The 24,124-nt window shown below is 69.0% G+C and carries 19 protein-coding genes and 1 tRNA gene; 12 read left to right on the top strand and 8 right to left on the bottom strand.

What is annotated here, in order from left to right; genetic code table 11:
- Positions 1 to 13 precede the first annotated feature (13 nt).
- A tRNA-Ser gene (locus tag OS889_RS04245) sits at positions 14 to 94 on the top strand.
- Positions 95 to 280: 186 nt separating this feature from the next.
- Here OS889_RS04245 and OS889_RS04240 read toward each other — a convergent pair.
- From OS889_RS04240 to OS889_RS04225, 4 genes are all read right to left on the bottom strand, one after another.
- On the bottom strand, positions 281 to 733 hold the full coding sequence (locus tag OS889_RS04240) for a pyridoxamine 5'-phosphate oxidase family protein (protein WP_372387588.1): 453 nt from the start codon (positions 731 to 733) through the stop codon (positions 281 to 283).
- A gap of 110 nt (positions 734 to 843) precedes the next feature.
- Positions 844 to 1,560 carry a sugar phosphate nucleotidyltransferase gene (locus tag OS889_RS04235; RefSeq protein ID WP_372387587.1) on the bottom strand — a complete coding sequence of 239 codons (717 nt, stop codon included), beginning with the start codon at positions 1,558 to 1,560 and terminating at the stop codon, positions 844 to 846.
- 78 nt (positions 1,561 to 1,638) lie between these two features.
- On the bottom strand, positions 1,639 to 2,184 hold the full coding sequence (locus OS889_RS04230) for a hypothetical protein (protein ID WP_372387585.1): 546 nt from the start codon (positions 2,182 to 2,184) through the stop codon (positions 1,639 to 1,641).
- 25 nt (positions 2,185 to 2,209) lie between these two features.
- A complete protein-coding gene (locus OS889_RS04225; RefSeq protein ID WP_372387583.1) occupies positions 2,210 to 4,120 on the bottom strand; it encodes a hypothetical protein in 1,911 nt (636 codons plus the stop codon).
- Positions 4,121 to 4,446: 326 nt separating this feature from the next.
- Between OS889_RS04225 and OS889_RS04220 the strand changes: the two genes are divergently transcribed.
- From OS889_RS04220 to OS889_RS04210, 3 genes are all read left to right on the top strand, one after another.
- Positions 4,447 to 4,989, top strand: coding sequence for a hypothetical protein (locus OS889_RS04220; RefSeq protein WP_372387581.1), 543 nt, complete (start codon positions 4,447 to 4,449; stop codon positions 4,987 to 4,989).
- Positions 4,990 to 5,171: 182 nt separating this feature from the next.
- On the top strand, positions 5,172 to 9,134 hold the full coding sequence (locus OS889_RS04215; protein WP_372387580.1) for a choice-of-anchor D domain-containing protein: 3,963 nt from the start codon (positions 5,172 to 5,174) through the stop codon (positions 9,132 to 9,134).
- A 127-nt stretch (positions 9,135 to 9,261) separates the two neighbouring features.
- Positions 9,262 to 10,287: a DUF5305 domain-containing protein gene (locus tag OS889_RS04210; protein ID WP_372387578.1), complete on the top strand. Its 1,026-nt coding sequence runs from the start codon at positions 9,262 to 9,264 to the stop codon at positions 10,285 to 10,287.
- Between the two features lie 31 nt (positions 10,288 to 10,318).
- On the opposite strand, the gene OS889_RS04205 is transcribed toward OS889_RS04210, so the two are convergent.
- Positions 10,319 to 11,476 (bottom strand): signal peptidase I, encoded by a 1,158-nt coding sequence (locus OS889_RS04205; protein ID WP_372387576.1) that lies wholly within the window; start codon positions 11,474 to 11,476, stop codon positions 10,319 to 10,321.
- 304 nt (positions 11,477 to 11,780) lie between these two features.
- On the opposite strand from OS889_RS04205, the gene OS889_RS04200 reads away from it, so the two are divergent.
- A complete protein-coding gene (locus OS889_RS04200) occupies positions 11,781 to 12,683 on the top strand; it encodes a hypothetical protein (protein WP_372387574.1) in 903 nt (300 codons plus the stop codon).
- A 107-nt stretch (positions 12,684 to 12,790) separates the two neighbouring features.
- Here the strand turns inward: OS889_RS04200 and OS889_RS04195 are convergent, their stop codons facing one another.
- The 3 genes from OS889_RS04195 to OS889_RS04185 form a co-directional block, all read right to left on the bottom strand.
- On the bottom strand, positions 12,791 to 13,888 hold the full coding sequence (locus tag OS889_RS04195; protein WP_372387573.1) for a DUF7504 family protein: 1,098 nt from the start codon (positions 13,886 to 13,888) through the stop codon (positions 12,791 to 12,793).
- 13 nt (positions 13,889 to 13,901) lie between these two features.
- On the bottom strand, positions 13,902 to 14,468 hold the full coding sequence (locus OS889_RS04190; protein WP_372387571.1) for a DUF7344 domain-containing protein: 567 nt from the start codon (positions 14,466 to 14,468) through the stop codon (positions 13,902 to 13,904).
- A gap of 124 nt (positions 14,469 to 14,592) precedes the next feature.
- Positions 14,593 to 15,048 carry an NUDIX domain-containing protein gene (locus OS889_RS04185; protein WP_372387569.1) on the bottom strand — a complete coding sequence of 152 codons (456 nt, stop codon included), beginning with the start codon at positions 15,046 to 15,048 and terminating at the stop codon, positions 14,593 to 14,595.
- A gap of 98 nt (positions 15,049 to 15,146) precedes the next feature.
- On the opposite strand from OS889_RS04185, the gene OS889_RS04180 reads away from it, so the two are divergent.
- The 7 genes from OS889_RS04180 to OS889_RS04150 all read left to right on the top strand — a co-directional run bounded on the left by OS889_RS04180 (position 15,147) and on the right by OS889_RS04150 (position 24,093).
- The gene (locus tag OS889_RS04180) at positions 15,147 to 15,320 is read left to right on the top strand and encodes a hypothetical protein (protein WP_372387567.1); all 174 of its coding nucleotides are present in this window, start codon (positions 15,147 to 15,149) and stop codon (positions 15,318 to 15,320) included.
- A 159-nt stretch (positions 15,321 to 15,479) separates the two neighbouring features.
- Complete coding sequence (locus tag OS889_RS04175; RefSeq protein ID WP_372387565.1) at positions 15,480 to 16,097, top strand: class I SAM-dependent methyltransferase; 618 nt, start codon at positions 15,480 to 15,482, stop codon at positions 16,095 to 16,097.
- Positions 16,098 to 16,332: 235 nt separating this feature from the next.
- Positions 16,333 to 17,982, top strand: a complete 1,650-nt coding sequence (thsB, locus tag OS889_RS04170; RefSeq protein ID WP_372391534.1) for a thermosome subunit beta — start codon at positions 16,333 to 16,335, stop codon at positions 17,980 to 17,982.
- A gap of 341 nt (positions 17,983 to 18,323) precedes the next feature.
- Entirely contained in the window at positions 18,324 to 19,313 is a 990-nt protein-coding gene (locus OS889_RS04165; protein ID WP_372387563.1) for an ornithine cyclodeaminase family protein, read from the top strand.
- A 50-nt stretch (positions 19,314 to 19,363) separates the two neighbouring features.
- The gene (locus OS889_RS04160; RefSeq protein ID WP_372387562.1) at positions 19,364 to 19,867 is read left to right on the top strand and encodes a DUF7549 family protein; all 504 of its coding nucleotides are present in this window, start codon (positions 19,364 to 19,366) and stop codon (positions 19,865 to 19,867) included.
- Positions 19,868 to 20,180: 313 nt separating this feature from the next.
- The gene (locus OS889_RS04155) at positions 20,181 to 21,917 is read left to right on the top strand and encodes a type II/IV secretion system ATPase subunit (protein WP_372391532.1); all 1,737 of its coding nucleotides are present in this window, start codon (positions 20,181 to 20,183) and stop codon (positions 21,915 to 21,917) included.
- Positions 21,904 to 24,093 (top strand): type II secretion system F family protein, encoded by a 2,190-nt coding sequence (locus OS889_RS04150; RefSeq protein WP_372387561.1) that lies wholly within the window; start codon positions 21,904 to 21,906, stop codon positions 24,091 to 24,093. Before OS889_RS04155 ends, OS889_RS04150 begins: the two co-directional genes overlap by 14 nt.
- Positions 24,094 to 24,124: the final 31 nt, after the last annotated feature.

Raw genomic sequence — 24,124 nt, 5'->3', positions numbered from 1 at the left:
TAGTTCTGACCGAGCCGGGATGGCCGAGTGGTAAGGCGCACGCCTGGAAAGCGTGTTCCCTCTGGGATCCAGGGTTCAAATCCCTGTCCCGGCGCTTTTTGAGCCGGAACCCCTGCGAGGCGTCTCGTCGCCGAGCGGACGCGTTGCGCCGCGAAACCGACGACGAGGGGATTTGAATCAGGGAGCGTCGCGAGCAGAGCGACCGTGGTTCAAATCCCTGTCCCGGCGTTTTTTGAACCGTAACCCCCGCGAGGCGTCTCGTTGCCGACATCGGGAGTCGTCACTCCGTCCCGACCGCCCGCCCGGTCTTCTCCTCGGCGTCGAGGACCCAGACCTGCGGGTGCTCTCGGATGTCGACCTCGGTGAGGAGTTCTGGCCGGAACGCGTTGTCGGCCATCGCCTCGCGCGCGGCGTCCCACTCGTCGGCGGAGATGCGCTCGAACGGCCCGGAGACGATGGCGCTCCGCCACCCCCCATCGGCGTCGACGTCGAGGACGAGGAAGCTCACCGCCGCCGACTCGTCGGCGTAGATCATCTTCTTCCACTGCTCCGAGTAGCCGACGAACACGAAGTAGAGCCGGTCGTCGCCGTCGTAGCCGAACGAGAGCGGAATCCCGTAGGCCCGCTCCCCGTCGGCCATCGAGAGCACGCCATACCCGCGCTCTTCGAGCAGCCGGTCGATCGCCGAGTCGTCCATCCGCGCGCCCTGAATCGGCTGGAAGTCGGTCGCCATAAAATCGTATTGAACATCACCTAATAAATAGCATAATTCGATTTTCATTCACGTGGAAATGCGCGAATATCGAGGTCGTTCGAATGCAGAAATCCGTATAGATACGACGATCAGTCGATTCTATCGAGCAGTCGCTCCGCGCGCTCGACGTCCGCTTCGGTGTTGACGTTCACCTTCCGGCCCTCGAACGGGACCGTCTCGACCCTGTATCCGGCGCGAACGAGCAGATCGATCGCGTCGGCCAGTTCGTACTCGCCGCGCGAGGAGGGCCTGACGAGCCGGCACGCGTGGAAGACCGCCGGCGGGAGGACGTAGAATGCGGCCGGGGCGTACCGCGACGGCGGATCGTCGGGCTTCTCTACGAATCCGGTGACGGTTCCGTCTTCGTCGAATTCGCACACGGCGCCCGCTCTCGCGGTCTCATACGAGACCTCGTGGACCGGGACGGTGAGATCCGCGTCCGTCTCTCGGTGCCTGCAGAGCACCGTATCGAGATTCCCGGCGTAGACGTTGTCGCCGTTCAGAACCGCGAAGTCGGCGTCGACGTGGTCCGCCGCCGCGAGGACGGCGTGCGCCAGCCCGGTGCGCTCTTCCTGGTGAGCGTATCGGAGGTCGAGGTCCCGGTAGGCGTCCCCGTAGCGGTCGACGATCGCCTCCTTCTCGTAGCCGACGACCACGACCGCCTCGTCGATCCCCAGGTCGCGCACCGTCTCGAAGCAGCGGGTGAGGATCGGCGCGCCGGCGACCTCGACGAGCGGCTTCGGAATGTCCGCGGTCCGCGGGCGGAGCCGCGTGCCTTCGCCCGCAGCGAGAATGACGGCCTTCATCGTCGGGGTTGTCGATCGGAGGGACCTCGGGCACTCGGATCTGTCGATCCGTCCGATGGGAGCGAAGAGGGGGCGGCCTCAGCAGGCGCCGTCGTCATCGTCGTTGTCGTCGTCATCGTCGTTGTCGTCGTCATCGTCGTCATCACCCTCATCGTCGTCGCCGTCGCCGCCGGACTCGTCGACGTACGTCGGCACGCGCTCGCTGGCGGTGACGACTAGGCCGCCGTCCAGTTCGGCGGTCACGGTGACGTTGACGGCGTCGGCGCCGGACCGGACGCCAACGACCGAGACCGTCCGGCTGTCGCCGGAGTCCAGATCGAAGACGTACTCGGTGCCGCGGTCGGCGCCGTTCGGAGCCAGGAGCGATCCGCCGCCGGACTCGGTGAGCCGGACGGTGACGGTCGCGGACTGCGCCCCGTTGTTTCGGACGGTGACGAGCGGCGCCGAGCAGCGGACCGGCACCTCGGCGGCCGGCTCGATGCTGACGACCGCTCGGTCGGGGGCCGCGACGCCGACGCGGGCGTCCCGGACCTCGTCGATGACGCCGAAGCCGCCCGAGGGGACCGCCAGGAGCGCGAAGGCGACGAGCACGACCGCGACCGCGAGGGGCTTGCCCGGGGTCACGGCGCCTCACCGCCGCGGCCGCGCCTCACTGGACGCTCCCGGACTGCGGCGAGCCCTGGACCGTGATGCCGTTCACGTTGCCGGTCAGCGTGAGCGCGTTGTCCTGATCGACGATCTCGACGCCGGCGACCCGGAGCGTGCTCTGGGAGGACGTGAACGAGATCGAGATCGTCGTCCCGGCTTCGAGGCGCGCCTCGCGCGCGTTCGAGTCGCCGACGTCCGCGTTCTCGTCGGCCTTGAGCGCGATCTTCTGGTGGGCAGTCACCGTCGCGCCCGCGGCGTCGAGGTCCCCGCCGCCGTTCCGTTCGGCGAAGAGTTCGACGCCGGCGCCCTGAGACGTGACGTCGGCGTCGAGGAGACCGAGCGTCTCGCCGTGAATCCGCACGCCGTGGAGCGCCGTGAGGGTCGCGCCGTCGGCGTCGATGGCGGCGTCTCCGTTGTCGTTCGCCATAAGCTCGATCGAGCTGCCCTGCGAGGTGAGGTCGGCGTCGACGGCGCTGATCGAGCCGCCGTGGAGCTTCACGCCGTGGAGCGCCGTGACCGTCGCGTTGTCGGCGGAGATCGGGTTCCCGTCGTTCCCGTTGCCGTTCGCGAGCAGTTCGACGGCACCTCCCTGGGAGACGAGCGTCGCGTCGTCCGCGCTGATCGCGCTCCCGTGGAGCCGCACGGCGCCGTTGGCGGTGACTGTCGTGCCGTCGACGGTGATGGCGTTGTCGTCGTTCCCGTTGCCGTTCGCCAGGATCTCGACGGTCCCGCCCGTCGCGGTGAGGTCGACGTACGACGTGATCTTGACCGCGTGGAGCCGGATCGAGGCGGACTGAATGGCCCCGACGTCCGCGGGGATCACGAGATTGACCCGCTCGTTGAAGTTCGTCAGTTCGCTCGCGGTGTAGGTCTCTTCGCCCGCGTCGTAGACGAGATCGTCGTCGGCGTCGGCGAACGCCAGGCCGCCCTGCGGCCCGTAGTCGTACGGGTACAGATCCACCGCGTCGCCGACGCCGTCGCCGTCGCTGTCGGTGTCGCGGTAGTTGTCGACGCCGTCGCCGTCGACGTCGTCGGTGCCCTCGGCGGCGTCCCCGAGGCCATCGCCGTCGCTGTCGAGGTCGAGGGCGTCGATGACGCCGTCGCCGTCGGTGTCGACCTCCCAGCCGGGCGCGAGGCCGTCGGCGCTGGCGCCGCGGGTGGTCTCGATCCCGTCGCTGATGCCGTCGCCGTCGGAGTCGGCGTCGTTCGGGTCGGTGCCGATGGCGGCCTCGGTGCTGTCGTCGATGCCGTCGCCGTCGGCGTCGCCGGAGCCGGAGCCGCCGTCGCCGCTTCCGTCACCCGAGCCGTCGCCCGATCCGGACCCCGAGTCGCCGTCGCCGCAGACGACGCTGGTGGTCGGGGCGTCGGTGCCCTCGACGGTCGCGCTCGCGTGGATGGAAAGCGAGTCGAGGAGCGTCTCGTCGGCCGCGGTGAGTCCGGTGGAGTCGATCTGGAGGCTCACGACGAGCGTCTCGCCCGGCGCCAGCCGGACGGCGTTCTCCTCGGTCTCGATCGACTTCACGCCGTTTTCACACCGCAGTGCGGTGGTGGCCGCGCCCCCGCCGAAGGTCGGATTGTAGAAGGTGACCCGCGGCGCGCCGCCGTCGCCCTCGGTCACCCAGACTGCGACCGGCTGAGTCCCCTGATTCGTGATGTTGAACACCCCGGGGATGGTGGTCTCGGCGTCGGCCGGGATGGCGTCCAGTTCGAGCTGGATCATCCCCTGGGAGATCGGCGCGTAGGCGCCGTTCGGCCCGCTGTGGGGCGTCAGCTGCACCAGCGCGTTCGCGTCGCCGGCGATGCCGACCGACGCCGTGCGGTCGGCGGCGACCGTGGTGAACGCGCCGCTCCCAGTGACCAGACCGATGGCCACGACGACAACGGCGAGAGAGATGAGTTTGGGACCGGCCATGTGTAGGGGACAGAAGGCGTGATAGCTATTTAGTTAGCCCCCCCTACCCGGGGAAATCTTGCCGCTGAGTCGCGATAACGTCCCATTATTCGATTAGCGGGAAGGCCCCCAACGGTCGGAAACGGCCACTACACCCCTCATACGGGTGTTCGGACGGGCGTCCGGACCTCGGCGAACGTCCGAAAACACCCGAATTTGGCGGGATCTGGCGGTAGGACGCCCTAACGCGGCGTTAGAGCGGTCTTACAAAGACCCTATAGATCGTTGAGAGAAACGAGCCCGGTCCCCGGCCGAGACGGCTGTGGCGGGCACGGAGACGAAAACACATGAAACTCCCAAAAGGAAAGTTACTCGCACTGGTCACGATCGTCGCGGCGCTCGGAGTCGTCACCGCGACGGGGGCGTTCACCACCGTGTCCGCCGAGCGGACGGCCCAAGTCAGCGTCGCCGGCGACAGCTCGGCGCTGCTGGCGCTCAACCCCACGAGCGGCCCGAACGGTGACGGCGCGTACGCGGCGGAGGAAAACGGGCTGTTCCAGATCACCTTCGGCGAAAACATCGGTAGCGGCGTGAACATGGAGGCCCAGACCGACATCCAGGACGTCTTCACCATCACGAACCAAGGGACCCAGAACGTCTCGATCTCCATCAACGACACGGGCGATCACCCCGACGCGGTGACGTTCTACAACGTCAGCGTGGACGGCGAGAAGGCCACCACGAGCGCCTTCGAGGACGGCGACTACTACCTGGACAGCGGTGAGACCGTGACCGTCAGCATCTACGTCGACACCGCCGGTCTGGACGTGGATGACGAGGACTTCCTCATCGAGACGATCGAGATCACGGCTGAGGCCGTCCAGTCGTAGCCCGTCTTCGGCCGGGGACGAAAACGGTATCTCTCCGGGGCGCGTTCCGATACGCGAAATAGACGAAATACTGCGGTAAATCCATTCATACACCCGATGACGCACACCGATTCCATCGCTCTTCGAGACCCCGCAACCGTCCGTAGCGGGCGCTCCGGGACCCCCACTCGCCGGAGCGTCGAATGAGTCGGTCGGCGTCGTCGATACTCGCCTCGCTGTCGCTCCACCAGGTCGCGGCGGTCGCCGGCGTGCTGCTCTTGTTGGTCGTGCCCACGGGCGCCATCGTCGTCAATCAGTTCGACGCCGTCGGCCCCGACGAGTCGATCGTGCTCGCGCCCGCGACGGGCCCGAACGGCGCGTACGCGCAGATCGACGCGAGCAACGAACTCACGCTGAACATCACCGAACACGGCGTCAACCCCGACGCCGTCACCGTGATCGACGGCGTCTTCACCGTGACGAACACCGGGAACTCCTCGGTCCGCGTCTGGATCACGCAGACGAACGTGGAGGCGGTGACGTTCTACTCCGCGGCGAGCGGCCAGCCCGTCGGCGCCGAGCGGAACGTCACCCTCGTCCCGGGCGAGGAGCTCCTGATGAGCGTGCGCATCGACACCCGGAGCCCCGGCGTCGCGCCCGAGAGCACGCTCGTGACGAAGCTCATCCTCAACGTCGAGACGATCGACCCGACGACGAGCGCCCAGATCGACGTGCCCGACTCGGTCGACGCCGGCGAGGTCCCGCTCGGCACGAGCGCGGTCGTCGACGTCACGGTCCGGAACACCGGCGGCGAGCCGCTCGTGCTCCGCGACCTCGCGATCGTCGGCGACGACGCGGCCGCCTTCGAGAGCGAGCTGGGCGCGCTCCCGACGATCGCGCCCGGCGGCTCGGCGACGATCCCGATCCGGTTCGCGCCCGAGGCCGAAGGCGACGCGACCGCGACGCTCCGGCTCGGCACGAACGACCCGAACGCGGCGACGGCGACCGTGACGCTGCGCGGGGAGGGCACGATCCAGTCGCTGTCGGTGATCGGGACCCGCGACGTCGACTTCGGCGACGTCCGCGTCGGCGACCGCGAGCGGACCGCCGTGACGGTCGCGAACACCGGCTCCGCGCCCGTGACCATCCGCGGGGTCAGTATCGAGGGGACCGACGCAGCCGCGTTCGCGGCCGACGACGGCGGCGCGCCGGTGACCCTCGCGCCGGGCGCGCGGCACGTCCTCGTGGCGGCGTTCGAGCCGACGGCCGGAGGGTCGCAGGCGGCGACGCTCGCGGTCGAGACCGACGCCGACGACAGCCCGCTCCGCGTCGACCTCGCCGGTCGGGGCCTCGCGCCCGACATCGCGGTCCCCACCGAAACGGTCGCCTTCGAGCCGATCGGCCGCGGGCTGAACGCGACCGCGACGTTCACCGTCGAGAACCGCGGGACCGCCCCGCTCACCATCACCGACGTCGCCGTCGTCGGCAGCGGCCGCGAGATGTTCGCCGTCACGTCCGACCTCGGGACGCCGCTCACGCTCGACGTCGGCGCCAGCGAGACGGTCACCGTCCGGTTCGAGCCGACCGACGACGGCGCGTTCACGGCGGGCGTGCGCTTCGAGAGCAACGATCCGAACGAGCCGACCGCCCGGGTCGGCGTCTCGGGCACCGGGCTCCCGCCGCACATCGACGTGAGCACGGACCACCTCGACTTCGGGAATGTCACCGTCGGCGGCTCGAAGACGCTGAATATCACGCTCTCGAACCCCGGCGACCCGGCGATTCCGGTCCGCGTGACCGACGTGCGGTTCGTCTCCGGCTCCTCGGAGGCCTTCGAGATCGTCGAGGGCGAGGCGCCCTTCGAGATCGCCCCCGGCGAGACCGAGCGGGTCACGATCCGCTACGCGCCGCAGTCGGTCGGGATCAAGACCGCCCAACTGCGGATCATCAGCGACGCCGACCAGGAGCAGATCGACATCTGGATGTCCAACACCGGCTGGCGGATCCGCGTCCAGCAGCTCGCCGAGAACGACCCCGGCGTCGACAGCGACGTGGAGACCTGGACGCGCCCGGTGACGCTCCCGGACGCCGCCAGCGCCGAACTCGACGCCAACGACGTCCCGCCGGGCGTCGGCCTGACCGTCGACGTGTCGGTGCCGAGCACGCGCGAGAAGCAGGCGACGATCACGACCGTCAGCGTCGCGCCCCGGTCCGAATCCGGGGAGAAGGTCACCTTCGACATGCACTTCGTCCACCACGACACCGCGCCCGGCGTCGTCGGCGGCGTCCAGTACGAGCCGGAGGCGGGCCGCGCCGTCACCCAGCACTTCGGGCTGGAACACACCATCCCGAACGAGCGGCTGGGCCTGACGGAGTTCACCTACTCGGTCAAGAAGAGCGCGCTCCCCGCCGACGTCGACCCCGAGGACCTTCGGATCTACCGCTACGCCGACGGCCGGTGGAACCGCCTGAACCCCGAACTAATCGACGAGACGGCCACCGCGTACGTCTTCTTCGTCGACCCGCCGGGCTTCTCGCAGTTCGTGCTCACCGCGCCCGAGGGCGAGCCCCAGACCGAGCCCGGCGACGACGGGCCGGACGGCGACGGAGATCCCGACGGCGACGACGATCCGGACGACGAGGGCGACGAGGACGACGACGGCCCCGAGACGGTCGTCCGGAAGGGCGACACTACGATCACGTTCCCCGGCGAGGAGAACGGAGACCTCGCGGACCTCATCGACGTCCAGGACCTCGGGGTGCCGGCGCCCGACGTCGGCGGCCGCGACGGGCCCGAGGCGGCCATCGCCCAGGGGAGGGAGATCGGCGAGAACGCCGAGCGGATCGACTTCGGCGACGACATCTCGCTGACGATCTCGGGCGAGGGGATCTCGGAAGAAGAGATCGACCTGAAGGGCGCGGACACGCTGACGCTCGTCCGCGATCCGATCCTGCTCGTCGGGAGCCACTCGCTCTTCGGCTCCAAGGAATCGATCGACGACAACCTCCGGATGATCCACCGCGTCGAGATCACGGTCCCGCCGGAGTACGAGAACCGCTCTGCGATCCTCCAGCTCCGCGTCCCGCGAGAGCGCTTCGGCGAGACCGACCCCGCGAACGCGACGGTCGCCCGGAACAGCGGCGGCTGGCAGCTGCTGGAGACCGAGATCGTCGAGGAGACGCCGGAGTACGTCGTCCTCAGCGCCTACACGCCGGGCTTCTCGGAGTTCGCCGTGTTTGCCGACAACAGCGTCACCTACGAGTGGACCGTCGAGACCTACGACGAGCCGTTCACCGGCCGCCAGATCGAGCCCTCGTTCGACGCGGTCGGGATCTACGAGACGACGCTTACCGTCACCGACGCCTTCGGGCTGACCGACGCGGCCACGTACCGGATCCTCGTCAACGACGTCCCCGGGGTCGCGGTCCAGCGGCCGCCGGTGATCTGGCCGAACGAGACGGTCACCCTCGTCGCCGACGTCGTCGACGAGTACGGCAACGTCACCGTCACCTGGGAGTTCTCCGACGGGACGACCGCCACCGGACGGGTCGTAGACCGGCGCTTCCCCGCCGGCACCGAGACGATCACGGTCGTCGCCGCGGACGAATTCGGCGCCCGCGGCGAGACGATCGAGACGGTCACCGTGGGCCGGTCGCTCCCCTCGGTCGAACTCCAGCAGATCCCCGTGAGCGGGCTCGGGTGGCTCCTGCTCGGACTCCTGTTGCTCCTGCTCGTGTTCGCCCGCGACGCCCTCTCGGGGTGGATCGTCGCGGCCGTGCGGCGGCACCCGCCCGAGATCACGGCGTTCGAGTCGCCGTCGATCGACGTCGTCGCGGCCCGCGTGGTGATCGAGCGGCTGGCGGTGCGGGACCGCGGCGACGACCTCGACGAGATCTCCGTGGAGGTCCGCGACCCCTCGGGCCGCCGGATCGGGATGGAGTCTGGGACGATCGGCGGCGAGCGCACCTACGAGGGGACGAAGGTGTACGTCACCCTCGACGAGTCGGCGTCCCTCCCGCCGGATGCGGCCTACACCGTCCGGGTCCGCGTCACCGACGAGGCGGGCGCCGAGTGCGTCGAGCGGGCGACGGTCCGGTCCGACCCGTTCCGGTACCCCCTCGGCCGGCCGAGCGCGGGCGGCGAGTCCGCCGCGGACGACGACTGATACCGATCCTCTCGGAGGTTTATCTCCGGCGTCACTCCGTGACGGCCACTCGTGATCGGACAGACCTCACAGCGGGCTGATCCGACGCGAATAGCTATACGTCGGCGGGTGCTACCGGAGTGCAGGAATGTCGGCAGAACTGCGGGCGAAGCGGCTGATCGGTTACTACGGGCGGTATCTGTTCTTCGCGCTTCTCGTACTGGGGGTCCTCGCGGCCGCGGGGGCGGGCTACGTGTACGCGACCCCGCCGACGGAGCGGGTCACAGAGCAGACCGAGGTCCAGCAGGTCAGCGCCGACGTGCGGACCAGCGCCGTCGTGACCGGCAACACCACCTTCTACCGGAACGGCCAGCGGCTGGTCGACCAGCCCGCGTATCTGATGGCGGCCACGCCGAATCTGACCGTCGAGACGCGCGTGGCCGTCCCCTCGGGGACGGACGTGCGGGTCACCCAGCGGCTCGCGCTCGTCCAGACGGCGACCCGCGGCGACCGGCCGTTCTGGACGTCGAACCGCGTGATCACGGAGGGGGAAACGACCACCAGCGAAGGGAGCGCCGCGACGAGCGCGACGGTGAACATGTCCGCGATAGAAGACGAGGTGCGGCGGAACCGCGGGACTCTCGGCACCATCGGCGGCTTCGAGACGCGGCTCGAACTGAACGTCACCTACGACACGGGCGCGTACACCGGGAGCCTGACCGCCTCCAGTCCCGTGGTGGTCTCCGAGCGGGCCTACTGGATCGAATCGCCGCTGTCGGCGACGCGGACCCACTCCCGGCCGGTGACCCGGACCGTGGCGGACGAGCCGAATATGGCGCTCGTGGGGCTGCTCGGGCTCTTGGCGCTGTCGGCGTTCGCCTCCGCCGGCGGCGTCGCGTACGTGCGGCGTGAGGACATCGACGTCGAGGCGATCGAACTCCGGATGGACCGGGCGCGCTTCGAGGAGTGGATCACCACGAGCGAGATCCCGACCGACCCGGACCGAAAGTACGTCCGGACCACGAGCCTCGAAGGCCTCGTCGACATCGCGATCGACTCGAACAACCGCGTGCTCCACGATCCCGAGCCCGACGTCTACACCGTCGTCACCGACGACATCGTGTACTACTACGCCACCGACGAGAGCGCGATGACGTCGTGGTTCAATATGTAGCCCCTCGAGAGCGACGCCGACCCCGCTGCCACTATTTGAAGAACCGATACAGCCGCTCGCGGAGCGGGAGGTCCCGCGAACGGACCCGCCGGGCGCCGTACAGCGTCGAGAGGCCGAGCGAGGCCACGCCGGCGCCGAGGAGCGCGTCGATGGCGACGATGGGGAGCCACGGGTGGATCCGATAGAGCGCCTCGATCGTGCTCGTCGGCAGCACGGCCAGGTAGCGGTGCTCGACGAGCGTGCGCTGGTAGTACCCCGTCGACGGCGGCGCGGTCACCGTGACGATGCTCTCGCGGACGCTGTTGGACGGGACGTACACCATCGACGGCTGGGCGGCGATGCCCTCGGTCGCGGGTTCGAGGAACACCACGACGGGGAGCAGTCCGTTCGAGGGGACGAGGTACCGGACCGTCTCGGAGGTCCCCGAGGCGACGACGCGGATCCCCGGCGCGTCCTGGCTCGAACTGACGATGTCGAACGACTGGGGGCCGGCCGGGACGGTCATGCTCCCGGTCACGAGGATGAGCAGGCAGACGGTGAGCGCGAGGACGTAGATGCGACCCATCGCCCGTCCGTCGTCGATGCCCGATCGCGACGTCCGCCGCGTCCGCGTCGGGCCGGACTTCCGACCGAGGAGGTCCGTGAGGACGTACGTCACGATGCCGAAGCCGAAGAGGATGTACGCGAGGCCCTGACTGCCCAAGAGCGCGCGCGTCCCGAACAGGGTCGCGAGGCTCCGTTGGACGCCCGAGAGGCCGTCGTTGATGGTGACGACGACGACGCCGAGCTGCGGGACGACGACGATCCGACCGCCCACCTGGAGCGCCTTCGCGACGATCTGGGCGTCCTGGACCGGCGGCTCGGCGCTGTCCTGGTCAGTCACGGGGTTGGCGTCGCCCTTCGTGATGTAGCCCCCGTCGGTCTCGCCGACGACGCGGTGGGTGACCAGGTCGCCGCCGTTGAGGTTCACCGCGTCGAAGACGATCACGTCGCCGGTGCGGACCGGGCCCGCGACGGCCATCGGAATCGCGACGAAGCCGTCGTTCGGGCGGAGCATCGGCTCCATACTCCCGGTCTCGACGTAGCTGAAGAGCACCGGCTGGCCGATCGCCTGACCGAGGACGAGCGAGCCGATCACGAGCAGGAGGACGCCGACGAGGGCGTATTCGGCCGCGCGACGGGGCGTCATCGACCGCGCGACTCCGGCTCCGGCGGCCGTCGCTCGGTGTCGGGGGCGACAGAACGGCTGTGGGTGGTGATCGACATACGAGGAGACTACTGGTCGGCGAGACGGTCGCGGTGTCCGCCGAGCGGACGAGCGGACGACGCTCCGACAGTTCAGCTATATTTACATAAATAACGCGAGAAGAGGATAAGATGGTTTCGGGAGTCGGGGTCCGAGCGAGCCGACGCGCCGTGAGACGGTCCGGCGCGGGCGGGAAACGTAGATTTAATACGACATCTGACGAACGGGCGGTGGAAGTCGAACACCCGTGAGTGACGATTACAGAGACCAGTCCAGTTCGCCCGACGCCACGGGCGCGTTCGAAGACTGGATGGAGCAGTTGGCCGCGGAGACGGACCTGAGTACCGAGGAGGTGTTCGAGCAGTTGGTCTCGGCGTACTGGACGCTCAACGAGATCTTCGGATTGGTCGAGCGCGTCGGCAGCGAGTCGACGCTGTTTCGACGGGCGGAAAGCGGCGACCGAAACGCGGACCCGACGCCGGAGGCGTCGAGGCCGCGGGACGCCGAACGGACGAACGACCGCGGGACGAACGACCGCGGGACGGAGGAGCCGTCCGGATCCGACGCCGACGCGCTTCGGGCGGAGCTATCGCACCTCCAGGCGCGGCTGTCGGACGTCGAAGCCGCGCTGGAGGCGGCGCAGTCCGACTCCCGAGAGGAGGTGACGGCGCTGGCCGAGCAGTTCGACGCGGCGCGGGCGGCGGACCGCTCCCGGCTCGACTCCCTCGACGCCCACGTCAACACCGAGTTCGGGAACTCTCGGACCGTGCTGCGCCGCCTGATCGAGAGCCAGCACGGCCACGACGACGCGCTCGCGGCCGTCCGTTCGGAGCTGGCCGCCCTCGGGGACCACGTCGAGGCCGAAGCGGCGCTGAGCGAGCTGAAAGAGCGCGCGAACCGGCTCGGCGTCGAGCGGGCGGACTGCGAGGCGTGCGGTTCGACCGTCCGGCTGGCGCTGTTGTCGACGCCGGCGTGCCCGCACTGCGCGGAGCCGTTCGACGGGGTCGAACCCCACACGGGCTGGTGGTTCGGGTCGGACGTGCTCACGGTCGCCAGCGGCGGTGACGGCGCCGAGGCCGACGAACAGCGGCCGAGAGAGGACCCAAAGAGAAAGACGGTGCTGCCGGAGTTGCCGCCCGACGCGGAGTAGCGAGTGGCGCGGCAGATCGGGAGCGTGTGCCCCGAGATTATCGATCCGAGACTATCGATGGCCGATTACTGATCACCGATAGCCGATTACTAATTACTGATTACCGATCACTGATCGAGCGAGACGCTCCCGTCGCGATCGAACCGAAGGACGGTGTCGAACAGCGACGTGAACGTCAGAATCAGCTGTGAGGGGTGGGCGTCGGGATCCAGGTGGAAGTGGGCCCGCGCGTCCGCGGCCTCGATCTGGTGTTGGAGGACGTGCAGGAACCGAAGCACGAGCCGCGGGTCGGAGGCCGCCTGGAGCGCGTCGGTCAGCGAGTGGAAGCACACGAGCGTCCGAGCCGACGACGACTCCCACTCCGAGAGGTACTTCGTGATCGCGAATCCGAGCTTCATCAGGTCGCCCTGATTGGGCACGGACTTGACGGGGATCGTCGTCTCGGACCCCGGCGCCGAAACCGTCGTCCGCGCCCGGTCGGAGCCGCCGAGGCTGACGATCGCCGTGCGCTCCGGCAGGCCCGCCAGGTCGCCGGCGACGGCCTCGGCGCGCTCGGCGGCCGACTGCCCGTAGGTGACGAGGAGGAGATTGACCTCGTCGCCTTCGGAGGCGGCGGGCGCGAGGAACTGCGTACAGAGGTGCTGGTCCGCGGTGCAGGACTCCGGGCCGACCAGGAGCACGTTCGGCGACTCCCCGACGAGGTCCCGCACCGTCTCGCGCCCGAGACCGCGCGACGGGGCGGAGAAATCGGCGTCGACGCGGTCGGATCCCTCGGATCGCTCGGCTCGTTCGGTTCGGCTCGCTCCGGCTGACGCGTCGGCCGACTCCGATCCGTCGCGTCCCGCCGTCCCGCCCAGTCGGGAGACGCGGTCGGCGAGGTCACCCAGCGACGGGCGCCCGTCGCGAGAGCGGTCGGACGGGACGGCAGTCGGGTCCGGGCCCTCGCTCGGATCGGAGCGGGCGTCCGCCGAGTCGGCTTCGAGGGCGTCCGCCTGTGCGGATTCGGCGTCGTCGTCCGGCGGTTCGCGGTCGTCGTGAGGGGGGTCGGTCGCGGCCTCCAGTTCCGGGTCTACCCAGAGGTCCGGGTCCGGCTCCGCGTCCGAGGGCGGAGAGAGCGGGCGTTCTCGCTCCAGCAGTTCCACGAGGTCGGCCAGGGAGTGCCGCTCCGGCCCCCCGTCGTCGCCCGGTCCGTCGTCGGAGTTCATCGACGGCGCCCCCTCACGAGCGCTCCCGGAGTTCGGGCGGCGGGACCTCGTCGCCGAAGCGCATCCGGCGCGTCTGGTACGTCTGGACGAACGCGGAGATGGCAAAGGAGACGAGGACGACGCCGCCCCAGGCGAGGTCCGGAACGGTGGCGAAGGGCCACAGTTCGAGCCAGGCGACGAGGAGCAACACCGCGTTGACGATCGAGAGGCCCACGTAGTACAGGCTCCAGGGGATCGTGCCGCCGGAGACGACCTCCAGGTAGACGTCGAGGTCGGCGAAGGCCTCGGAGATCGAGACGACCCCGCGGTCGGCGTCGTAGTCGACGATGCCCTCCTTCGCGAGGGTCTTGAGGTGCGACTGGTACATCGCGATGTAGACCCGCTTTCGCTCCTTCGAGGTGAGCTCGTCGACGGGCTTGTCGTTCTCCCAGGCGGCGACCTGCTCGGCGAGCTCGCTGAGCGGCACCGGCTCGTTGCGCTGCTTGAGGTAGTGAACCGCGTAGCGCCGACGTTTGTCGGCCAGTACGCTGTAGGCGAGATCGCTCGAACGGAGTCTGTTTTGCGTGTGCTGTGTTTGCATCAGGCCCTCGGATGGATGGGGGCTGGAGATTATCGGCGTCGTCGGCAACTGTAACGAGTGTGGTATTGTTTCCCAATTATATATTCTCATCGGAGATCACTACCGATCTGTCAAATTTTCGTCGTCACGGCAGGTCGTACGCGGCGAAGTACTCCCGGACGTACTCGTGGAAATCGGGATCGGGCTGTGAGACGAACCGGTAGTCGGCGTGTTGGTCGTCGAGGTCGATCTCGGCGTCGGGAACTGCGGGCGACGCCCGGTAGACGATGTTGACGGTGTGGCGGCTGACGCCTTCTGGCGTCCGGTCGGCGTCCCAAAAGTGCGCGTGGACGCCGAGGCGCTCGCCGACGTCGATCTCGATGCCGAGTTCCTCCCGGCCGACGCGGCGGGCGGCCGCGGTCAGTTCCTCGCCCTTGTAGAGCCGGCTCCCCGGCCAGAACCAGACGCGGGGTTCGTGGTTCCGCTCGGCCAGGAGCACCCCCTCGTCCGTTTCGAGAACGACCTCCACGCACACCTGCGGCATCGCTTCGAGGAACGCCCGGAAGTCGTCGTCGGGGACGAACTGGTCGTGGACATCCATACCGGCCGAGTCGGGAGCCGACGACAAGGATCCGGCGATGGCCGGAGTCGCCACGAACACAAAGTTGATTAGTGTGGCAAGCATCCCCACGAGTGACAATGCCTGACACGAAAGCGGGCCGCGAGCGGAAGGGGCGGAACAAGCGCACCCAGCTCCAGCAGGAACTCTACGAGGAGGAGATCGACGCGCTCGACTCCGACGAGGACCTCCCGGAGTTCGAGCCCGAGCGCGACCGCCCGTTCGTGGCGGACGAACTGCCCGACGAGGAGTAATCACGATAAGTCGACCGCGGTCCACTTCTTCGATCGTCGCGAGGCGCCAGTCGTGACACCGTCGCGAGTCGGAGCCGAGAGCCGACGGTGAGGCCCGCCGACCAGAGCGACGTAACGCCGGAGAGACAGTGACAAGGGCGGCGGCACCGTCGTGGGCGTATGACCACGTGGGACGAGCGCTTCCGCCGCGGCGAGTACCCCTCCGATCCCGACCCGTCGCCGGTGCTGTGCGAGTACGTCGGGGAAGCGGCCGACGGGCGGGCGCTCGACGTCGCCTGCGGGACCGGACGCAACGCCGTGTTTCTCGCCGACCGGGGGTACGAGGTCGACGCGCTCGATCAGTCCGCCGAGGGGCTCCGCATCGCCCGCGCGAACGCCGCAGAGCGCGGCGTCGACGACCGCCTCAATCCCATCCGTGCGGACGCGACGCAGTTCGCGTACCGGGAGGACCGATACGACGTGGTGACGATCAGCTTCTACCGGACGCTCGATCGGCTGGGCGACATCAAGGCGGCGCTGCGACCCGGCGGGCTGCTGTTCTATCAGCACCACCTCCGAGCGGACCCGCCGGCGGAGATGGGCCCGAGCACGGACCGCTATCGGTTTCGCGCGAACGAGCTCCTCCGGGCGTGTCTCGACCTCACCGTGCTGTACTACGAGGAGTCGAGCGAGGTGGTGGACGGAAGCCGCTCGGCGACCGTCGAGATCGTCGCCCGCAACAGCCACGGCGGGAGGCAGTCGTATCCCGAGACGGCGTGGAGCGAGCCGCGCCGCTGACGGACGGTAATATATAAAAGCCGGAACGGGGGCCGTAGTGAGTCGGCATAACGTGGTATTTGTTACCACACATTGAACGGCGCATATGGCCGTTTCGAGCGGTTTTCGAGCCGATTATCCCTTCTCGTCGGACGCGGAATTCCCCGACGGCGACCGCTCCGGAGCAAAGAATTTATATAGAATCACAAACAATCAGTCGGTGTCTATGAGCCAGCGAATGCAACAGGGTCAGCCGATGATCATCATGGGCGAGGACGCCCAGCGCGTCAAGGACAAAGACGCCCAGGAATACAACATCCAGGCCGCTCGGGCCGTCGCGAACGCGGTACGCTCGACACTCGGCCCGAAGGGGATGGACAAGATGCTCGTCGACTCGATGGGCGACGTCACCATCACGAACGACGGCGTCACCATCCTCCAGGAGATGGACATCGATAACCCCACGGCCGAGATGATCGTCGAGGTCGCCGAGACCCAGGAGGACGAGGCCGGCGACGGCACCACCACCGCGGTCGCGATCGCGGGCGAGCTCCTCAAGAACGCCGAGGATCTCCTCGAACAGGACATCCACCCGACGGCGATCATCAAGGGCTTCCACCTCGCGAGCCAGGAGGCCCGCTCCCAGATCAACGAGGTCGCCGAAGGCGTCGAGCCCGGCGACAGCGAGGTGCTCCAGAAGGTCGCCGAGACCTCGATGACCGGCAAGAGCTCCGAGCTCAACAAGGACCTGCTCGCCGAGCTCGTCGTCGACACGGTCGAGGCCGTCACGGTCGAGGCCGACGACGGCTCCTACGTCGTCGACCTGGCGAACGTCAACATCGAGACCCAGACCGGCCGCTCGACCGCCGAGTCCGAGCTCCTCAACGGCGCGGTCATCGACAAGGACCCCGTCCAGGACGACATGCCCACCGAGTTCGACGAGGCCGACGTCCTGCTCCTGGACGAGCCGATCGAGATCGAGGAGACCGACGTCGACACGCAGGTCAACGTCGAGTCCCCCGACCAGCTCCAGCAGTTCCTCGACCAGGAGGAAAAGCAGCTCCGCCAGAAGGTCGACAAGATCGTCGACTCCGGCGCCGACGTCGTCTTCTGCCAGAAGGGCATCGACGACCTCGCCCAGCACTACCTCTCGAAGGAGGGCATCCTCGCCGTGCGCCGGACCAAGAAGTCCGACATCGCGTTCCTGCGCGACGTCGTCGGCGCGAACGTCGTCTCCGACCTCGACAGCCTCTCCAGTGAGGACCTCGGGCGCGCCTCGGTCCGCCGCGACGCCGACGACGAGCTGTTCTACGTCGAGGGCCTCGACGAAGAGACCCACGGCGTGACCCTGCTGCTCCGCGGCTCGACCGACCACGTCGTCGACGAGATCGAGCGCGGCGTCCAGGACGCCCTCGACGTCGTCTCGACGACCGTCTCCGACGGCCGCGTCGTGGCCGGCGGCGGCGCCATCGAGGTCGAGGTCGCGCGTCGCCTCCGCAGCTACGCCGGCTCCGTCGGCGGCCGCGAGCAGCTGGCCGTCGAGGCCTTCGCCGACGCGCTGGAGCTCGTCCCGCGCGTCCTCGCCGAGAACGCCGGCCTCGACTCCATCGACACGCTCGTCCGCCTCCGCGAGGCCCACCAGGAGGACGAGGACACCCGCGCCGGCCTGAACGTCTTCAGCGGCGACGTCGAGGACACCTTCGAGGCCGGCGTCGTCGAGCCGGCCCAGGCGAAGGAACAGGCGATCGCCTCCGCCACCGAGGCCGCGAACCTCGTGCTCAAGATCGACGACATCATCGCCGCCGACGAGCTGAGCACCAGCGGCGACGGCGACGACGAAGGCGGCGCCCCCGGCGGCGGTATGGGTGGCATGGGCGGCATGGGCGGCATGGGCGGCGCGATGTGAACGTCGGCGACGACGTTCCATAGGCCCGCAGGCCCCACGCCACCGCATCTGTCCCACCGCTCGAACCGCTCCGAATCACGTCCAGTCGATCCCCTCCGCTCTCGTTCCCCCGGTCCGTCGGGTCGTTCGGCTGACCGCCCGACGGCCGCGACCCCTCCTCCCCACGACGGCGCGTCGCGTTTTTTCCGTCTCCGCATCCACCGCGTATCCGGTAGTCGAGGGACTGTCGCGGAACGTCGGTGGAGCGACGGAGTGTTGTAGTTGTATCCTAATTTCTTTCCTATATTAGAATTGAATTCCGATGTAATAGTATTAAGTGGAATAAGCGAGAACGTCGAGGTATGAAGACGCTCCTGTTGAACCACGCGGATGTCCGCGAGAACGCGCCGATGGCGGAGCTCGTGCCGGCGATCGAGGCGGCGTTCGGGGCGTACGAGCGGGGCGACGCCCAGATGCCCCCGAAGTCCTACATCGACCTCCCGCAGTACAACGGCGACTTCCGGTCGATGCCGGCGTACCTGGACGCCGGATCGTGGGACGCCGCGGGCGTCAAGTGGGTGAACTCCCACCCCGACAATCCGGAGCAGTTCGACCTCCCGACCGTGCTGGGGACGATGATCTACACCGATCCCGAGACGGCCGTGCCCCTCGCGATCCTCGACGGCCGGACGCTGACGATGCTGCGGACCGGCGCGGCCGCGGCGGTCGCGACCGACCACCTCGCCGTCGCGGACGCCTCCTCGCTGGGCATCGTCGGCGCGGGCGCCCAGTCTTACACCCAACTGCGGGCGATTTCCGAGGTGCGGGACATCGAGACGGTCGTGATCTCTGACCTCGACGAGGAGCGCGTCGCGGCCTTCATCGACGAGTTCGAGACCGACTACGACGTCCGCGCGGGATCGGTCGCGGAGGCCGCCGCCTGCGACGTGCTCTCGACGGTCACGCCCGTCGAGTCGCCGATCGTCTCCCGGGAGTCGGTCGGCGAGCACACCCACATCAACGCGATGGGCGCCGACGCGGCCGGCAAGCACGAACTCGCCGACGGGATCCTCCTCGATTCGAAGCTCGTGATCGACGACTACGAGCAGACGACCCACTCCGGCGAGATCAACGTCCCCTGGAGCGAGGGCGTCCTCGGCGACGACGACATCCACGCCGCACTCGGCGAGATCGTCGTCGGAACGAAGGCGGGCCGCGTCGATGCCGACGGGATCACCGTCTTCGACTCGACCGGGCTGGCGATCCAGGACGTCGCCGCCGCCCACGTGGCCTACGAGCACGCGGAGGACAACGACAACGGCTACCCGTTCGACCTCCTCGGGCTGGCGTAGGCCGGCCGTCCGACGCATAGTTTTTACCGGGGAGCCGACACCGATGGAGTATGGTGTGGGTCCGCTCGGAGTACGCGGGGGAGCTGGCGGTCGTCTCGACGTGGCTCGCCGCGCTCATCCCCTGGAACGTGACGTATTCGAGCGACGTCTCCGGCGGCGCGGTGCTGTTCGTGCGCTTCCCGTTCTTCCAGGTCCGGTACGCCTTCGGCGTCCCGCTGGCGCGCCGCGTCACGGTCTCGGATCCGCTCTCGGCGATCGCGTTCCAGTCGGGCCAGACGATCCAGGCGGCCTACCAGGCCTGGGCGTTCGGGGCGGCCGTCCTGGCGGTCGGCGTCCTCGTCGCGGTCGCGTACTACCTCGACGAGGAGCGCGTCGAGTCGGGACCGGTCGACCCCGTCCGCTTCCTCGGGGGGGTGCTCGGGCTCTCGGGGCTCGTCCTCGCGGGCGCGACGTACCTGCTCGTCACCCGCGGCTTCCCCGGGATTCCCCTGCCCGTCGGCGTCGTCTTCCTCCTGGTCCTCGGCGGCGTGTTGCTGACGGTCGAGCGGGCGTGATAGTGATTACTCTCGTCTCTTCCCGCCGAACGCCGTCACCGGGGATGGCGTTCGGCGGTAAACAGTGAGAGTAATCACTATGAGAGGGGCGCCGCGGCGCCGCGACGACGCCCGAACGCGGCCGACAGTATAAGTCGCTCCGAGCGAAACCGTAGGTAACGGCTCGGATCGCAGAACAATGGAGGGGAACGATCGGGACGGAGACGCCGGGATGGGGGAGGCGCGCTCGCCCGGCGACGGCATCGACTCGGCGAGCGGGCACGCGGAGCCGTCGGTCCAGTCCGCGTCGCCGGCGGCGGAGGCGTCGTCGGAAATGGCCGGGGAGCGCTTCACCGACGACGCCTCCGGCGGCGGGGCGCTCGACGGGCTCCAGCGGCGAATCGAGCGGCTCATCGACGTCTTGCGGGGTTCGTCACTGGACGTGCGCCCGTACCGCCCCGACGACGGCGTCTTCGCGTCGTTCGAGCCCCCCGCGGGAGAGGAGGTCGTCGACCGCTACTGGGTGAACGCGCCGTACGCCTACGTCGCGATCACCCACGACGACGCGAACAGCGAGCACTACTACTACGCGGTCGAGCCCGACCTCAACGACTTCGAGGCCGAACTGCTCTCGCGGGCCCGCGTCGACATCCGCGACCCGCTCCTCTACCGCGGCGGGAACGAACCGACCGCTGAGTCGACGCTCCGCGCGGAGCTGCAGACGCTGCTCGAACAGTACGGCGTCGACGTCTCGATGCGCACGTTCCACGCCCTCCTGTACTACCTCAGCCGCGACTTCCGGGGGTTCGGGCGCATCGATCCGCTGATGCACGACCCCCACATCGAGGACGTCTCCTGCGACGGCTACGACCTGCCGATCTTCGTCTATCACGACGAGTACACAGACATCGAGACGAACGTTGTCTTCGGCGCCGACGACCTCGACGACTTCGTGATCCGGCTCGCCCAGGAGTCGGGCCGCCACATCAGCGTCGGCGATCCCGTCGTCGGGACGACCCTGCCGGACGGCTCGCGGGTCGAACTCGCGCTGGGCGAGGAGGTGACCCCCCGCGGGTCGGCCTTCACGATCCGGAAGTACGCCGACGAGCCGTTTACCCCCGTGGATCTCATCGACTTCGGGACGTTCTCGGTCGACCAGATGGCGTACCTCTGGCTCTGCATCGAGAGCAACAAGAGCCTGATCTTCGCCGGCGGCACGGCCTCGGGGAAGACCACCTCGATGAACGCCGTCTCGATGTTCGTCCCGCCGCGGGCGAAGGTGCTGACCATCGAGGACACCCGCGAGCTGTCGCTGTACCACGACAACTGGCTGGCGTCCGTGACCCGCGAGCGCCTCCACGAGGGGTCCGACATCGGGATGTACGACCTGCTGCGGTCGGCGCTGCGCCACCGCCCGGAGTTCATCATCGTCGGCGAGGTGCGGGGCGAGGAGGCGGTGACGCTGTTCCAGGCGATGAACACCGGCCACACCACGTTCTCGACGATGCACGCCGACAGCATCGAGACGGTGATCAATCGCCTGGAGAACGAGCCGATCAACGTCCCGCGGGCGATGGTCCAGTCGCTCGATCTCCTGTGCGTCCAGACGCTCACGCGGGTCGAGGGCGAGCGCGTGCGGCGGTCGAAGTCGATCGGCGAGATCGGCGAGATCGACCAGCGGACGGGCGAACTCGACTACGCGAAGGCGTTCAGCTGGGAGCCCGACACCGACAGCTTCCGGGAGTCGGACTCGAACCTCCTCTCGGAGATCCAAAGCGAGCGCGGCTGGAGCCGGACCGAGCGCAAGCGGGAGATGAACCGCCGCAAGCGGTTCCTGCGCCTGCTCGTCGACCTCGGCGTCACCGACTACCGGGAGTTCACCGCGCTCGTCAACGAGTACTACGCGAACCCCGAGCGCGTGATGGAGCGGCTGGAGGGCCTCCACGACGACAGCGAGGCCGGCGACGGCGACGTCGGCGACGTCACCGCCAGCGTCGGGGCGGAAGTCGACGATGACACCGGCACCGAACGGACCGACGCCGGGGAGATCGAGACCGATGGCGGTAATTGAACTGCTGTTGGGCTACGGGCCGCTCGTCGCGGTGACCCTGCTCGCGCTGCCGGTCGCGCTCGTGCCCGTGAGCCCCCGGGCGCGCCTGCTCGTCACCCGGCTCTCGCTGCCGATTTTCGGTCAGTACGTCGAGCGGAGCCCGCGTCGCCGCGAGCAGACCGCGCGGATGCGGGCCGCGTTCGTCGGCGAGAGCCACCGGGTGTTCGCCGCCCAGACGCTCTTCATCTCCGGGGTCGCGGGGGTCGCGGGGAGCGTCTACGGCGTCTACCTCGCCGCGGTCGTCCTCCGGTCGCTGGCGATCGAGCCCGAGGCGCTCCGGGCGGCGCTCCCGGAGCCGCTCGCCTTCCTCGGGGCGATCGCCAGCGTCCCGGACCTCTCGTTCCTCCAGCTGTTCGCGCTCTTTCTGGTCGCCAGCGCCACCGTCGGGACGGGCCTCGCGGCGCTGGCGTACTGGGGCCGGTGGGCGTACCTCGACCAGCGGGCGCGGGCCCGGGCGATCGAGATCGACACGTCGCTTCCGGGGACGGTCGCGTTCGTCTACGCGCTCTCGCGGTCGGGGATGCCGTTCCAGGCGGTGCTGCGGACGCTGGCGCGGAACCAAGAGGTCTACGGCGAGTCCGCGCGGGAGCTGGCGGTCACCGTCCGCGACATCGACGCCTTCGGGACGGACATCCTGACGGCGCTGCAGGACACCGCCGAGCGGACCCCGAGCGACGGCCTCGCGGAGTTCACAGAGAACCTCGCGAGCGTGCTCTCCTCGGGCCAGAGCGTCCCGGACTTCCTCCGGGACCAGTACGAGCGGTTCCAGGAGGAAGCAGAGGCCCAACAGCGGCAGTACCTCGAACTGCTCTCGACGTTCGCGGAGGTGTACGTCACGGTGCTCGTCGCCGGGCCGCTGTTCTTCCTCACCGTGCTCGTGGTGATCGGCCTCGTCATCCAGAACACGCTCACGCTGGTCCGGATCGTGAGCTACGTCGCGATCCCGCTCTTGACCTTCGGCTTCGTCGTGTACGTCGACAGCATGACAGAGAGCCTGACGGTCCCGACCCGCGGGAGCGAGGACGCGACGGCGCAGGCCATCGCCTCGGGCTCCCCGACGGAGCGGGGAGCGGGTCGCTGGGAGGCGGTCGGCGAGGGGGCGCGCCGCGGCGACGGCGGGACCGACGTCGGGGCGGACGCCGCGGCGCGGGCGAACTGGGAGCGGCTGGCCGTCTACGACCGGATCGGCGCCCTGCGGCGGACGCTCTCGAACCCCGTCGGGACGGTGCTGGAGTCGCCGGTGTACTCGCTCTTCGTGACCGTGCCGGTCGGGCTCGTCGCGCTCGCGCTGTCGATCGACGGGGCGGTCCGCGAGGCGGTCGCCGCGTTCCAGTCGGGGGCGACGGATCCCGCGGACGCGGTCCTGACGCTCGCGACGGCGATCGACGGGCCGGTCGTGCAGATGACGATCCTCGCGCTCGCGGGGATCGCGCTGGCCCACGAGATCCAAAAGCGCCGCATCAGCGCGATCGAGGCCGACACGCCGGACTTCCTCGACCGGATGGCGAGCATCAACGAGGCGGGCGTCACCGTCGTCGGCTGCCTGAAGCGCCTGTCGGACGCCGACCTCGGACGACTCGGCGACGAGGTCGCGCGCGTCTGGCGGGACATCCGGTGGGGATCGAACGTCGACGCGGCGCTCGCCAGAATGGAGCGGCGGACGGGCGCGCCATCGGTGTCGCGGGCGGTCACGCTCATCCGGAACGCGATGGCCGCGAGCGGCGACATCAGCCCGGTGCTCCACATCGCGGCCGACGAGGCCCAGGAGGCGCGTCGGCTCCGCCGTGAGCGCCGCCAGGAGATGCTGACCTACCTCGTCGTGATCTACGTCTCCTTTTTCGTCTTCCTCGGGATCGTCGTCGCGCTGACGGTCTCGTTCATCCCCGCGATCGAGGCCGCGAGCCAGTCCGCGGGCGGGGCAGCGGGCGACATCGCCGGCGTCGACACCGGGATCTTCGGCGGCCTGCAGGACGTCGACACCGACGCCTACGAACTGCTGTTCTTCCACACGGCGGCGATCCAGGGGCTCTGCTCGGGGCTCGTCGCCGGGCAGCTCGGTGAGGGGAGCGTGATGGACGGCCTGAAGCACGCGAGCTTCCTGCTGACGGTCGCGTACGTCGTGTTCGCGGTCCTGTGACGCGCGAGGCCCCCACCTCGCCGCCGGCGAC

It is taken from the genome of Halobellus sp. MBLA0158 (assembly GCF_041477585.1).
Taxonomy (GTDB): domain Archaea; phylum Halobacteriota; class Halobacteria; order Halobacteriales; family Haloferacaceae; genus Haloquadratum; species Haloquadratum rubicundus.
This window is presented reverse-complemented; position numbering and strand designations above follow the sequence as displayed.

Coding starts and splice junctions, on each gene's coding strand:
- OS889_RS04240 (WP_372387588.1), bottom strand. CDS start 733: ATGGCGACCGACTTCCAGCCGATTCAGGGCGCGCGGATGGACGACTCG.
- OS889_RS04235 (WP_372387587.1), bottom strand. CDS start 1,560: ATGAAGGCCGTCATTCTCGCTGCGGGCGAAGGCACGCGGCTCCGCCCG.
- OS889_RS04225 (WP_372387583.1), bottom strand. CDS start 4,120: ATGGCCGGTCCCAAACTCATCTCTCTCGCCGTTGTCGTCGTGGCCATC.
- OS889_RS04220 (WP_372387581.1), top strand. CDS start 4,447: ATGAAACTCCCAAAAGGAAAGTTACTCGCACTGGTCACGATCGTCGCG.
- OS889_RS04215 (WP_372387580.1), top strand. CDS start 5,172: ATGAGTCGGTCGGCGTCGTCGATACTCGCCTCGCTGTCGCTCCACCAG.
- OS889_RS04210 (WP_372387578.1), top strand. CDS start 9,262: ATGTCGGCAGAACTGCGGGCGAAGCGGCTGATCGGTTACTACGGGCGG.
- OS889_RS04205 (WP_372387576.1), bottom strand. CDS start 11,476: ATGACGCCCCGTCGCGCGGCCGAATACGCCCTCGTCGGCGTCCTCCTG.
- OS889_RS04195 (WP_372387573.1), bottom strand. CDS start 13,888: ATGAACTCCGACGACGGACCGGGCGACGACGGGGGGCCGGAGCGGCAC.
- OS889_RS04190 (WP_372387571.1), bottom strand. CDS start 14,468: ATGCAAACACAGCACACGCAAAACAGACTCCGTTCGAGCGATCTCGCC.
- OS889_RS04185 (WP_372387569.1), bottom strand. CDS start 15,048: ATGGATGTCCACGACCAGTTCGTCCCCGACGACGACTTCCGGGCGTTC.
- OS889_RS04180 (WP_372387567.1), top strand. CDS start 15,147: ATGCCTGACACGAAAGCGGGCCGCGAGCGGAAGGGGCGGAACAAGCGC.
- OS889_RS04175 (WP_372387565.1), top strand. CDS start 15,480: ATGACCACGTGGGACGAGCGCTTCCGCCGCGGCGAGTACCCCTCCGAT.
- thsB (WP_372391534.1), top strand. CDS start 16,333: ATGATCATCATGGGCGAGGACGCCCAGCGCGTCAAGGACAAAGACGCC.
- OS889_RS04165 (WP_372387563.1), top strand. CDS start 18,324: ATGAAGACGCTCCTGTTGAACCACGCGGATGTCCGCGAGAACGCGCCG.
- OS889_RS04160 (WP_372387562.1), top strand. CDS start 19,364: ATGGTGTGGGTCCGCTCGGAGTACGCGGGGGAGCTGGCGGTCGTCTCG.
- OS889_RS04155 (WP_372391532.1), top strand. CDS start 20,181: ATGGCCGGGGAGCGCTTCACCGACGACGCCTCCGGCGGCGGGGCGCTC.
- OS889_RS04150 (WP_372387561.1), top strand. CDS start 21,904: ATGGCGGTAATTGAACTGCTGTTGGGCTACGGGCCGCTCGTCGCGGTG.